Origin of the sequence: Treponema sp., assembly GCF_045657965.1 — a bacterium.
Taxonomy (GTDB): Bacteria; Spirochaetota; Spirochaetia; order Treponematales; family Treponemataceae; genus Treponema_D.
In genome coordinates this window covers 1-12,334 of sequence record NZ_JAZOUG010000064.1, presented here as the reverse complement: position 1 = coordinate 12,334, position 12,334 = coordinate 1, and the positions used below count along the sequence as shown (strand labels likewise).

Sequence of the window (12,334 nt, the reverse complement as noted above, 5' to 3'; positions counted from 1 at the left end):
AAACTATTTAAAGATAGAATCAGAAAATATGTATTATGAAAACTTTAATCTGATTGAAGATGAAAAAGCTTCAAATTTCTTTGCATTAAAATTATTAAATGATTCTTCTTGTGCTGCTGCAAAAATAAATTTTCCTCAGGGCACTTATTCAGGTTTAGCTAGTATTTTTTCTCCTGCTTCAAATCATTCAAGGTTTTTTATCTGTGTAGATGATGACAGTTATCTGGTTTATGGCTCAGAACCACCGGTTGATAAATACGAATTAACGACCCGTTCTGTTGTGAGTTTTACTCTTGAAAAGCCAAAAACTGTTACAGTCAGATTGCAGCAGAATGATTCTAAAGGATTTCAAAATGGCGGACAGACTGGAATGAACATTGATTATATTCTCTTTAGGAAAGCAGACTGAATTCATAAAAACTCCCTTTTTTGACGATAATATTAAAGGGAGGATAAATGTACAGAAAAATCTATGTGCTTCTGAGCTTTTTTTTCATTTTTGTTTTTAATTTAAATCTTTCGGCAGTTGAATCTGAAATCTTAAAAACTGACGAAAACCTTATCTCCATGAATGAAATCTGGGGGTATGTTATGATTGGAGAAGAATCGTTCTTTTCTCCGGAATATCCTGTAACAGATATTGGTTATTTTGTACATGCAGTGAATAATTTTTCTGATTTTGTGAGTGTTCCTTCACGAAACGAGAAGTTTCCTGATTTTAAAGGCAGAGTTCATCTGGTTTCAAGCGTTGATTCCAAAGCACAGACTCATTTGCTTCTTGATCCAAACCTTCCTCTCCGCAAAAAAATCATTAAGCAGCTTGTAAATGAATGTAAAGATTATGACGGGCTTCAGATTGACTGGGAGCTTGTCATGAAAGAGGATGACGAGAATTTCCGTTCTTTTTTAAAACAGTTAAAGAAAAAACTCAAAGGCAAAATGCTTACTGTTGCTATTCCTGCACGTTTGAGAACCTATGAGCGGGATGCTTATGATTATGCAGAACTTTCAAAGATTGTTGACAGAATCATTGTAATGGCATACGACGAACATTGGTCAACCAGCAGCCCTGGTCCGATTGCTTCAGTAGAATGGTGCAGAAAAATTGCTGATTATGCAAAAACTGTAATTCCTTCAGAAAAACTTGTGATGGGCTGCCATTTTTATGCACGTGCATGGAACGATGAAACAGTAGGAAGAAAAGCTTACAGAATGTATAAAGTTGATGACATTATAAAATCTAATAAAGTCAGGAATTTTAAAAAATCTTCTGACGGGGATTTGAGTTTTACTTTTGACACCAAAACAAAGGTTAGTGTTTTTTACGACACTGCCGAAAGCTGTGCCGCAAGATGCCGGATGTACGCCGGTATGGGAATCGACAAACTTTCGTTCTGGAGAGTGGGACAGGAAAATCCTGAATTCTGGAAGCTGATTAAAAGCCCGGAACCTTTGGAGCCGTAAAGCGTTTTTTCATCTGCTGAAGCAAATCGATTGCCATGTCAGCACTGACTTCTTTTTGAGGTTCATGATATTGAACTAAATGTGCAGGAATTTCATCAAGAAAGCGGGAAGGCTGGCTTTCGACTGTAGAATTCTGTCTTCTGCGGCTCCTGCATGAAGAAATTAAAAGTTTATCGCGTGCACGTGTGATTGCTACATAGAAAAGCCGGCGTTCTTCTTCGACTGCCGCATCTCCGCCTTCGTCAACTGCCCGTCCGTGAGGAATTAAGCCTTCTTCTGTTCCTGCAATAAATACGACAGGAAATTCCAGACCTTTTGAAGCATGAATTGTCATTAAATTAACTTTTCCAAGATTTTCTTCATCATCCATGTCGTCACGGCTTAAAAGAGTGATTCTGTTGAGGTAGTTGTAAAGGGTAGGTTCTCCTGCTTCAGGATTGTTTTCCCAGCGTTCAATTGAACCGATTAAGCTTTCAATGTTCAGCATTTTGAAGCGGGCTGCTTTTTCTGATTTCGGATTTTCGCCTATAAGATAATCCATGTAACGGATGTTCTCGACCATTGTACGAACTTTTTTTGAAAGTCCGTGACCGCCGAGCATTGATTTATTGCTTTCGATTACTTCAACAAAGGCTTTGAGATTCTGTTTTGTACGTTCAGAAAAATCTTCATCATCAAAATCTGTATATTTACTTTCTGCTGAAGAAGTTCTGCCTGCCATAAAAAGGTCGGCTTCGTTGTCGCCGGCTTCTAAAAGGGCGTTGATTGCTTCCCAGAGTGAGCAGGAAAGATTCTTTGCGATTTCGTTGAGTTTTTCGATTGTTGCCCGCCCGATTCCACGGCGCGGTGTGTTGATAATCCGCAGAAGATTTACGTCATCGTCGTGATTTGAAATTACGCGCAGATAGCTGATTATGTCTTTGATTTCCTTGCGCTGGAAAAAGCTTGTACCGCCGCTCATTGTGTAGGGAATGTTTTCGGCCAGAAATGCTTCTTCGATTGCACGTGACTGTGTGTTTGCCCGCATGAGCACGCAGAAATCGTCGTATTTGCGTTTTTCTGAAATGGCGGTGGACTGGATTGATTCTACAATGAATGCCGCTTCGGCAGTTTCGTTTTCGGGCATGTAGATTTCGATAGGCTTTCCGTCGCCGTTTCCGCTCCACAGTTCCTTGTCTTTACGGTTGGTATTGTGTTTGATTACACCGTTTGCAGCAGCTAAGATTGTGCCGGTTGACCGGTAATTCTGCTCAAGGCGGATTTCTTTTACGTCTTTAAAATCTTTTTCGAAATTTATAATGTTCTGATAGTCAGCGCCGCGCCATGAATAGATTGACTGGTCATCGTCTCCTACGACGGCGATATTGTTTTCGGCTAAAAGACGCATGAACTCGTACTGCTGGTGGCTTGTGTCCTGAAACTCGTCGACCATTATGTATTTGTAGCGTTCTTTATATTTAGTTAAGATTTCCGGAAATTCGCGAAATATTTTTATTGGAAGAGTGATTAAATCGTCAAAATCGACAGCATTGTAAAGTTTTAAGCCTTCCTGATAGCCTTCGTAAAGCTCTTTATACATTTCGTTTTCGATTGTCCAGTGTTTGCGGCCGGTTTTTATGTCTGAAATTAAAATGCCAATCTGATAGACATCAAGTGCTTCAGGTGAATAGCGCAGTTCACGGCCTGTTTCTTTGATTAAGGCGTTTCTGTCGGTTTCGTCGTAAATTGAAAAATTCTCGCGGTAGCCTAAAAGACCTATTTCCTGCCTTAAAATGCGCACTCCGAATGCGTGGAATGTAGAAACTGTTAAAAGAGGTAATTTTTTGCCTGTAAGTTCCTTGATGCGTTCGCTCATTTCTTTTGCAGCCTTGTTTGTAAAGGTAAGGGCTAAAATTGCGCTTTGGGGAACGCCTGCATCGAGCATGTGTGCAATCCGGAATGTGATTACACGGGTTTTGCCGCTTCCGGCACCTGCAATAATGAGAATTGCGCCGTTAATTGTCATGACGGCTTCGTACTGTTCGGGGTTCAGCTCGTTTTTAAGGTCAGATAAATCAGTCATGGAATGATGATTGTATCAGAAATATTAAAAAGAAACCACAGATAGCACAGATTACACAGATGAGATGAAAAGATTCTGCTTCATCTTCTTTGTTTAATAAGCAATCTGCCCGCTGATATAAGCACCGTTTTTCAGTGTGAATGAATAACTTCCGTCTTCGCTGCTGATTGGAACGGCAAATTCGCTTAGAGAAGTTATGACAATAGTTTTATCTGGATATACGATTTGTGCATATTCATGTTTATTGTTACACTGTTTTTGCCGCCAAGCTCTATGTCCATCCATGAAAGTGTAAGAATCCGGCTTTGTTCGTAATCCCCTCTGAGAAGTGCAGACACATATAAAACAGATTCGCCCTGGTTATCAGATGATAAGATTAAATCCCGTGCGTTTTTAAATGAAGATGGGAATATTTCAAGAAAAATATTCCCTTTTATGTTTCGCGTTTTTTTAATATAATTAATTTATGAATCTGAATAATTTTAGAATAAATGCCTATAAAAGTTCTGAAAATGAAAATTTTTCAGATAAAAATACTGATTCAGAAAAAAAGACTAAATCAATCAATGAAATTTTTGATAAAAGATTTTTTCCACAGCTAAATGATAAAAATTTTCAGGGAAATGAATCTACCCGTATTGCGGCAAAAGCCCTTACTTCCGGCGGTTTAATAAAAGTTCCGGAACAGCCGAAGGAAAAAGACGGCCGCGATAATATTTACCGCAGAGTTGCGAAATTTCTTCTTTTGATAGGTGTTGATGAGGCAGCAAAAATTCTTCCTCATCTTACAGAAGAGCAGACTGAAAAAATTATTCCGGAAATTGCTTCAATCCGTTATGTTGAAAGTGAGGAAGCAAAGGCAATTCTTGAAGAATTTCAGGGACTTGTAAAACAGGCTCGTGAAGAAGGCGGAATTGATACAGCCAGGTCTATTCTTGAAAAAGCTTTTGGTACAGCCCGGGCAAATCAAATTTTAGAAAAATCAGCTCCTGCTTCAAATAAATCTTTTGAATATTTATATGATTCTGACAGCGAACGGGTCGGTTTTTTATTAAAAGACGAATCAAATGCTGTTAAAGCTCTTGTGCTTTCTTATCTGAAACCGAAACTTTCTGCAGAAATTATAAATTCTTTAGAAAGCAGTGATAAAAAAGATGTTGTTCTGCGTCTGGCAAAATTAAAAAAAGTTTCACCGGAAATTGTAAACAGAGTTGATAAAGCACTTCAGGAAAAAATGAATGCAATGGCAACTTCAAAATCTGATTCTATCGACGGCAAAAATATTCTTGCACAGATTTTGAAGCGGATGAGTCCTGAAAGTGAGCAGGGAATTCTTGATAATCTTGCAGAACAGGATCCTTCTTTGGGTGAAGATTTGAGGGAACGGCTTTTTACAATTGATGATGTAATTGCAGCTGATGACCGCTTCATTCAGGATAAACTCCGTAACATGGGTGAAGAAGACATTGCCCATCTTATTGCAACCAAAAATGAAGATTTCAGAAATAAAATCTTAGGCAATGTTTCTGAAAACAGGAGAAATTCAATTCTTGAAACAGAAGATTTCCTTAAACCGATGAGAAAAAGTGACTGTGACAAAATCACTTCTCAATTCTTCAGTATGCTCAGACGTGCTTATGAAGACGGGGACTTGTATATAAAAGGACGGGATGACGATATTTATGTGTAATTCATTAAAAAAAGGTGATGTTTATAAATCTTTCGAAGTATTAAATGTTTTTGATGTTCCTGATTATCATTCTGTTGCAGTACATTTAAGGCATTTGCATAATGGACTTGAAATTTTTCATCTTCTTAATGATGATTCTGAAAATCTGTTTGCTTTTGCTTTCCGTACTCCGAATAAAACTTCAAATGGTGCGGCTCATATTATTGAACATTCTGTTCTATGCGGTTCAGAAAAATATCCCGTAAAAGATCCGTTTGTTATTCTTTCAAATCAGAGCGTAAAAACCTATTTAAATGCAATGACTTATTCTGATAAAACTGTTTATCCGGCAAGTTCTATTGCAAAGGCTGACTATTTCAATCTGTTTTCTGTTTATGGAGATGCAGTCTTTTTTCCGCGTCTTGATAAAGAAATTTTTATGCAGGAAGCTTACCGTCTTGAGGTAGATGAAAATGATAATCCTTCAATTCAGGGCGTTGTTTACAATGAAATGAAAGGCAGTTATTCATCTTTTGAATCTGTTGCTTTTGATTATGCAATCGCAAGCCTTCTTCCGGGCTCTGTTTACGAAAAAGATTCAGGCGGTAATCCTTTAGAAATTCCTTCATTAAGTTATGAAGGATTTCTTGCTTTCCACAAAAAATGGTACAGACCGGACAATTGTTTTCTCTTTCTTTACGGAAATATTCCTACAGAAGAACAGATTGATTTTATTGATAAAAATTTTGTTTCCCGTTTTGATTCAAAATTTTCTGATTATGCAAATACAAGGGAACTTCAGAAAAAAAATATTTCTGATTTTGTTTCGCTTGTAAAACCTGCTGAAATTACACAGCCGGTTGACTGTTATTATGAAGGACCGAGCGGAGAAGGTGAAAAAGGAAATACTGTTCTTGTAAACTGGGATATCGGCCGCAGTGACAATGCACTTACTTTAACAGAAAAAGTTGTTCTTGCTTCAGTTCTTTGTAATCATGACGGTTCACCTTTGCAGCGCGTTTTAATGGAAAGCGGTCTTGGTGAAGATATTGCTCCTCAGCTTGGATTATTCAATTCAATTTATACAAGCATAATTACTGTCGGATTACGGGGCGTAAAAAAAGGTAACGAAAAGAAAATTGAAGAACTGGTGCTAAACACTATAAAAGATTTGGTTCAGAATGGTATTTCTAAAAAGGATATTGATTCTACTTTAATGGGAATGGAATATTCTCAGCGTGAAATAAAACGCGGGCATGGTCCGTATTCGTTAAGCCTTATGTCAAGGCCAATTTACGGCTGGCTTTATGGAGACGGAGTAGAAAATCAGATAAAACTCCGCTCACATTTGCAGGAAATCCGTTTAAAAATCGAAAATGAACCGGCTTATCTTAAGAATCTGCTCAATTCGCTTTTTCTTGAAAATAAAAAACGCTCGCTTGTTGTTGTTACTCCAAGTAAAAAATATACAAAAAACCGTGAAAAGGCAGAAAAAGAACTTATTTCACAGATGCTGGAATCAAAATCAAAAGAAGAAATAAAATCTGACTGTGAAAAACTGCATTTGTATCAGCAGAAAGAGGATTCACCTGCCTGTCTGCCGCATTTAAAGCCTGCTGATTTTATAATAAACGGTAAACCTGTGATGAATAGAGTTGCAACTGTTATAGAAAATCTTCCTTCCTGTGACGGGGGAACAATTCCTTTCATTAAAAATATCGAAAATACTAACGGAATTGTCTATCTTGATATGGGATTTCCGGTAGACGTGCTGAATCCTGAACTTTATCCGCTTTTACCGCTTTTTTCAGATTGTGTGACAGAATGCGGCTGGAAAAATCTTTCCTGGGCACAGGCTGCAGATGAAACAGCATTGCATACTGCAGGAATCGGGGTAAATCTTCTGACAATGGAACAAGCACAGACAGAATTTTCTGCAGATTTGCGGAAAAAATATGACTGGATTGGCAGAGACTGGCTTGTTTTCAGAATGTCCATGATAGAAGAAGAAAGTGAAAATGCCATGAATCTTCTTCATGACTGTATTACCGGTGTTGATTTTTCTGATTCAAAACGGATTAAAGATATTCTTACAGAGTCTGAAAATGTTTTTGATTCTTCAGTGATTCCTGACGGGCATATTTTTGTTTCAAGCAGAGTTTGTGCACACCGCTCAAAAAAATCTGCCGTCGATGAAATCTGGAACGGGCTTTCACAGTATTTTACAGTAAAAAAAGTAATGTCATGGAAGACCGAAGAAATAATTGCCAGATTTAAGCAGATTTTTGCTGAAGTAAAAGCCGGTGGTGCTTTTATTCATATTACGGCAGAACAGTCTGGATTTGACAGGCTTAATAAAATTTTACCTGAGTTTATAAATAAAACAAAAATTTCCAGAATAAAGAGTGCTTATCAGTCATCGGCAGAAGATTTTTATAATCTGATTGAAGAAAATTCTTCTGAAATGACAAACGTATTTTTGACTTCTTCTCAGGTAGGCTATGCTTCTCAGATTATACCTGCTTCGCTTTACGGAACAAAGCAGAGTATCAGTGAAGAAGTCTGCGCTCACTGGCTTTCAAATAATCTTCTTTGGGAAAAAGTGAGAACTATTGGCGGTGCTTACGGAGTATTCTGTAATACAGAATCTATGATTGGAAGTTTGATTTTTTCTTCATACAGAGACCCTTCGCCTTTTACTTCATGTAATATTTTTGAAGAGTGTCTTGAAAAGGCCAGTCAGATGGATTTTTCTGAAGAAGAAGTTGAAAGAGCTGTTATGGGCTGCTACAGTCATTTTATACAGCCGCAGTCTCCAAAGGGAAGGGGAACATCTGCACTTACAAGATTATTGTATGCTGTTACTGATGAAGACCGCGAGCAGAAAATCCTTGGAATTTTGAATATGAATCCGGCTGAATTAAAAAAAGGATTTAAGAATCTTTATGAAAACTGCAAAAATGGAGATTTTAAGGAAAAAGCAGTTATTTGTGGAGAAAAATCTGCTGAAATTAATAAAAATGCTGGCAAAGTCATAACTTTAGGTGTATAATTTTAAGAAGTTATTAAGAAATTTTTGTTTTTACGGAGTTTTTATGAAAAACGACAAATTTGATAAATGTATAAAGATGATGAGACAGCTTGTTTCTGATATACAGGGCGCTCCTCTTCCAAGCGGAGATTTAGAACCTGAACTTTACAGAATCTGGTATGAGCATGTTCAGAGTGCCGGTATGGAATGTCTTGAATATCTTGATGATAATTTTCCTCTTGAAAAAGAAGATATTGATTCGACATTAAATAAATTCTTAAAATAAAAATATTCTTAAATCATTTTGATTAAACTAAAGTCAGTAAAAGCAGATGCCGAAAATCTAACAAGATAATTGTTTTGGATGGCATTTGCTATGGCGACTTTAAAAATTAATAAACATTTTGATCAATATTTGCTCGGCGGAAAACTTCGTACAAAAGGATTTGAACGTTTCCGCTATGTTTTTTCTGCTTTTAGTCGTGCGACAGGCCAGGAACGGAAATTTTTCATTGAACTTTACATTGTAAATCCGGCTTTATCTCCAAAAATTGCTGTCATAGGTCAGAAATCCCGGCTTGCTGTTTCTGAATCTGACTTACAGTATATGCTTGCCGGAACTTCTTCGGCAGCAAATGCAAGTGACGAAATTGCTGTTTTACCGTCTTATGTACTTGTAAAAGCCGGCTCTTTTGGAAAATCAGGAAAACAGTTAAATAAATTTCATGCATCTTCACAGCTTTCCTTTATAAAAAATTCTGAAACCTTTAAAGTTGGGGACTGTTCTTTCAGTTCAAAGGCACTTACCGGCTCAATTACAGTTTTGCAGCAGGAACTCAGAATTAAGCCTGAACTGTTATGCAATGACGGAATGATGTCATGGGATTTGAAATTTGAACGGGTTATTGGTTCAAATCCATTGTATAACCGTAAAAAAACTGTCTGGATGCCAAGCGGTGTAAAAGCTCTTTTTTCAGGTTCGGTGTATCTGGATAATCAGGAATTTGTTGTTCTTCCAAAATCTTCTAACGGTTATATCGATAAAAGCTGGGGTGAAGAGCCTAATTCACCTTATTTCCATCTTTCCTCATCAAAAATGACCAGCATAATTTCCGGAAAAGCACTGCTTAATTCCGGTTTTGCTCTTGAAGGGGAATTTGGCGGTAAGCTTTGTGCGACTTTGATACTGGAAGGTGAAAAATTTTCTGTCGAAAACCGCGGAATCTTAAAAAAGGATGCCATTATTCACGACTGCTCACAAATGGAAGGCGGTGAATCAGGAGAAAAAGTTCACTGGATGGTCAGTATACATAAAGGAAAATATGTTATTGATCTTGATATTTACTGCCCGTCAAGCGAGATGATTGTCAGGGATTATGAAATGCCGCACGGTCAGAGATGTCTTTTAAAGATTTTGAGCGGCGGGGCAGGAACTGGTGAAATCCGTTTTTATAAAAAAACCGGAAAAACTCTTGAACTTATAGAGCATGCAAATATAGGTGATACAATCTGCGAATTCGGTCAGATGGAAGAAGTTGGAAAATAAATTTTTTTTGAATTATTTAAAGCCCTGCTGTTGCGGGGCTTTTTTCTTGCCGTTTTCGTAATTTTTTTATTATCTTTCAAGTGAAATCAAAAAACAAACCTTTAGGCAAGGCTTGAAGGAGTATAATATGAATTACGATCAGTTTACCTTAAAAACACAGGATGCTTTGCAGAGTGCTTCTGCTCTTGCTCAGCAGAATGACCATTCAGAAATTGGTCTTCCGCATCTTTTGGTTGCCATGCTTGAACAGAAAGACGGAATTACCGTCCCTGTAATTGAGCGTATCGGTGTTCAAAGCCAGAATCTTCTTGAGGCGGCAAAAAATCTTCTTTCTACATATCCAAAAGTTACCGGAAATGTACAGATGCAGCTTTCGGGTGAGGCCCAGAAAGTGCTTGCCAAGGCAGAAAAGGAAATGGCATCTCTTAAAGACCAGTTTCTTTCTGTGGAGCATATTTTGCTTGCCATGAGCCAGAGTGACGGCCGCACTGGAGAATTGCTCCGTCAGTATGGAATCACAAAAGAGACGATACTTGAAGCATTGAAAGCAGTGCGCGGAAATCAGAAAGTTGACTCAAACGACCCTGAGAGCAAAATGCAGTCTCTTGAAAAATACTGTACTGATTTAACCGCCCGTGCCCGTCAGGATAAAATCGACCCTGTAATCGGCCGTGACGAAGAAATCAGGCGTGTAATGCAGGTTCTTGTACGCCGCACAAAGAATAATCCTGTTTTAATCGGTGAGCCTGGTGTCGGTAAGACGGCGATTGTTGAAGGACTTGCACGCCGTATCGCCCAGGGTGATGTTCCTGAATCCCTCAAAAACAAGCGGCTTTTATCCCTTGATATGGGAAGTCTTGTTGCAGGTGCAAAATTCCGGGGCGAGTTTGAGGAGCGATTGAAGGCTGTAATTACTGAGGTTGCAAAAAGTGAAGGGCAGATAATCCTTTTTATTGATGAACTTCACACGATTGTCGGAGCAGGAGCCAGTGAAGGAAGCATGGATGCAGGAAATCTTTTAAAGCCTGCTCTTTCGCGCGGAGAACTTCACGTAATCGGAGCTACAACTTTAAACGAATACCGTAAGTACATCGAAAAAGATGCTGCTCTGGAGCGTCGTTTCCAGCAGGTTTACTGTGCTGAGCCGAATGTCGAGGACACGATTGCAATTCTTCGCGGACTGCGCGATAAATACGAGATTCATCACGGGGTTAAAATCAATGATGAAGCACTGGTTGCAGCCGCAACGCTTTCAAACCGCTACATTACAAACAGATTCCTGCCGGATAAGGCGATTGACCTGGTTGATGAAGCTGCCAGCCGATTAAAAATGGAAATTGAAAGCGAGCCTACCGAACTTGACCAGCTTGAGCGAAAAATCTTACAGCTTCAGATTGAAAAACAGTCGCTTTCAAAAGAAGATGATGCGGCTTCAAAAGAAAGGCTTTCTAAACTTGAAAAAGAACTTGCTGAAGTCAGTGCTGAACGGGATACAATGAGGCTTCAGTGGCAGAATGAAAAGGCTGAAATAAACAAAAGCCGCGAGTTAAAAGAAAAACTTGAGGCTGCACGATTTGAAGAAGAAAAATATACCCGTGAAGGAGATTTCAACAAGGCAGCAGAACTTAAATACGGCACAATTCCGGCTTTGGAAAAAGAGCTGGCAGAAGCCCAGAAAGCAGATGCGGTCCGTCATACTGCGGAAGACAACGGAGTTTCAACCTCTTTGCTACGGCAGGAAGTTACCGAAGAAGATATTGCCCGTGTTGTAAGCACATGGACAGGAATTCCTGTTACAAAAATGCTTACAAGCGAAAAACAGAAGTATGTTCAGCTTGAAAATGTTCTTCATAAGCGGGTAATCGGTCAGAATGAAGCCGTAAGTGTTGTAAGCGATGCAATCCGCCGAAACAGGGCCGGCTTAAACGACCCTAACAGACCTCTTGGAAGCTTTATGTTCATCGGACCGACAGGCGTTGGTAAGACTGAGCTTGCAAAAACGCTCGCGGATTTTTTGTTCAACGACGAAAAGGCTCTCACGCGAATCGATATGTCCGAATACATGGAAAAATTCAGCGTGACCCGCCTGATTGGAGCTCCTCCGGGATATGTCGGCTATGACGAGGGCGGTCAGCTTACGGAGGCAGTGCGCCGCAGACCTTACAGCGTAATTCTGTTCGATGAAGTTGAAAAAGCTCACCCGGATGTGTTCAATGTGCTTCTGCAGGTGCTAGATGACGGCCGGCTTACTAACGGTCAGGGCAGGGTGGTTGACTTCAAGAACACAATCATCATTATGACGAGCAACCTCGGAAGTGATTTGATTCTGGATGCAGACTCAAACGATAAACTGACGGCTGTCCGTCCTGCGGTAGATGTGCTTTTAAAGCAGACTTTCCGTCCGGAATTTTTAAACCGTATCGATGAAATCGTTATGTTCGCCCGTCTTTCAAAAGACTGCATCGGTGGCATTGTAAAAAATCAGCTTGAGCGCGTAAAGGCAAGGCTTTCAGACCGCAGAATTACGCTTGATTTTGAACAGAGTGCAATCGATTTCCTTAG

General features: G+C 39.1%; 9 protein-coding genes. 7 read left to right on the top strand and 2 right to left on the bottom strand.

What is annotated here, in order from left to right; translation table 11 throughout:
• The coding region (locus ACKI5B_RS02360; protein WP_407425447.1) for a hypothetical protein at nt 1-409 on the top strand (409 nt) is incomplete at its 5' end.
• A 47-nt stretch (nt 410-456) separates the two neighbouring features.
• The gene (locus ACKI5B_RS02355; protein ID WP_407425445.1) at nt 457-1,464 is read left to right on the top strand and encodes a glycosyl hydrolase family 18 protein; all 1,008 of its coding nucleotides are present in this window, start codon (nt 457-459) and stop codon (nt 1,462-1,464) included.
• On the opposite strand, the gene ACKI5B_RS02350 is transcribed toward ACKI5B_RS02355, so the two are convergent.
• Nucleotides 1,436-3,526 (bottom strand): ATP-dependent helicase, encoded by a 2,091-nt coding sequence (locus ACKI5B_RS02350; protein ID WP_407425443.1) that lies wholly within the window; start codon nt 3,524-3,526, stop codon nt 1,436-1,438. The genes ACKI5B_RS02355 and ACKI5B_RS02350 overlap by 29 nt on opposite strands.
• Nucleotides 3,527-3,619: 93 nt before the next feature.
• The gene (locus tag ACKI5B_RS02345) at nt 3,620-3,811 is read right to left on the bottom strand and encodes a hypothetical protein (protein WP_407425441.1); all 192 of its coding nucleotides are present in this window, start codon (nt 3,809-3,811) and stop codon (nt 3,620-3,622) included.
• A gap of 181 nt (nt 3,812-3,992) precedes the next feature.
• Here ACKI5B_RS02345 and ACKI5B_RS02340 point away from each other — a divergent pair, with 181 nt between their 5' ends.
• From ACKI5B_RS02340 to clpB, 5 genes are all read left to right on the top strand, one after another.
• Nucleotides 3,993-5,216: a flagellar motor switch protein FliG gene (locus ACKI5B_RS02340; RefSeq protein WP_407425439.1), complete on the top strand. Its 1,224-nt coding sequence runs from the start codon at nt 3,993-3,995 to the stop codon at nt 5,214-5,216.
• Nucleotides 5,209-8,247, top strand: a complete 3,039-nt coding sequence (locus ACKI5B_RS02335; protein ID WP_407425437.1) for an insulinase family protein — start codon at nt 5,209-5,211, stop codon at nt 8,245-8,247. The genes ACKI5B_RS02340 and ACKI5B_RS02335 overlap by 8 nt, the downstream gene beginning before the upstream one ends.
• A gap of 43 nt (nt 8,248-8,290) precedes the next feature.
• Nucleotides 8,291-8,512, top strand: coding sequence for a hypothetical protein (locus tag ACKI5B_RS02330; RefSeq protein WP_407425435.1), 222 nt, complete (start codon nt 8,291-8,293; stop codon nt 8,510-8,512).
• A gap of 78 nt (nt 8,513-8,590) precedes the next feature.
• Nucleotides 8,591-9,772 carry a hypothetical protein gene (locus ACKI5B_RS02325; RefSeq protein WP_407425433.1) on the top strand — a complete coding sequence of 394 codons (1,182 nt, stop codon included), beginning with the start codon at nt 8,591-8,593 and terminating at the stop codon, nt 9,770-9,772.
• A 127-nt stretch (nt 9,773-9,899) separates the two neighbouring features.
• Nucleotides 9,900-12,334 (top strand): ATP-dependent chaperone ClpB (gene clpB, locus ACKI5B_RS02320; protein ID WP_407425431.1); only part of this gene is annotated, 2,435 nt, incomplete at its 3' end.

Bases quoted from the DNA above. Each gene is read 5' to 3' on its own strand.
- ACKI5B_RS02340 (WP_407425439.1), top strand. From the start codon at position 3,993: ATGAATCTGAATAATTTTAGAATAAATGCCTATAAAAGTTCTGAAAAT.
- ACKI5B_RS02335 (WP_407425437.1), top strand. From the start codon at position 5,209: ATGTGTAATTCATTAAAAAAAGGTGATGTTTATAAATCTTTCGAAGTA.
- ACKI5B_RS02325 (WP_407425433.1), top strand. From the start codon at position 8,591: ATGGCATTTGCTATGGCGACTTTAAAAATTAATAAACATTTTGATCAA.
- ACKI5B_RS02355 (WP_407425445.1), top strand. From the start codon at position 457: ATGTACAGAAAAATCTATGTGCTTCTGAGCTTTTTTTTCATTTTTGTT.
- ACKI5B_RS02350 (WP_407425443.1), bottom strand. From the start codon at position 3,526: ATGACTGATTTATCTGACCTTAAAAACGAGCTGAACCCCGAACAGTAC.
- ACKI5B_RS02330 (WP_407425435.1), top strand. From the start codon at position 8,291: ATGAAAAACGACAAATTTGATAAATGTATAAAGATGATGAGACAGCTT.
- ACKI5B_RS02345 (WP_407425441.1), bottom strand. From the start codon at position 3,811: ATGGATGGACATAGAGCTTGGCGGCAAAAACAGTGTAACAATAAACAT.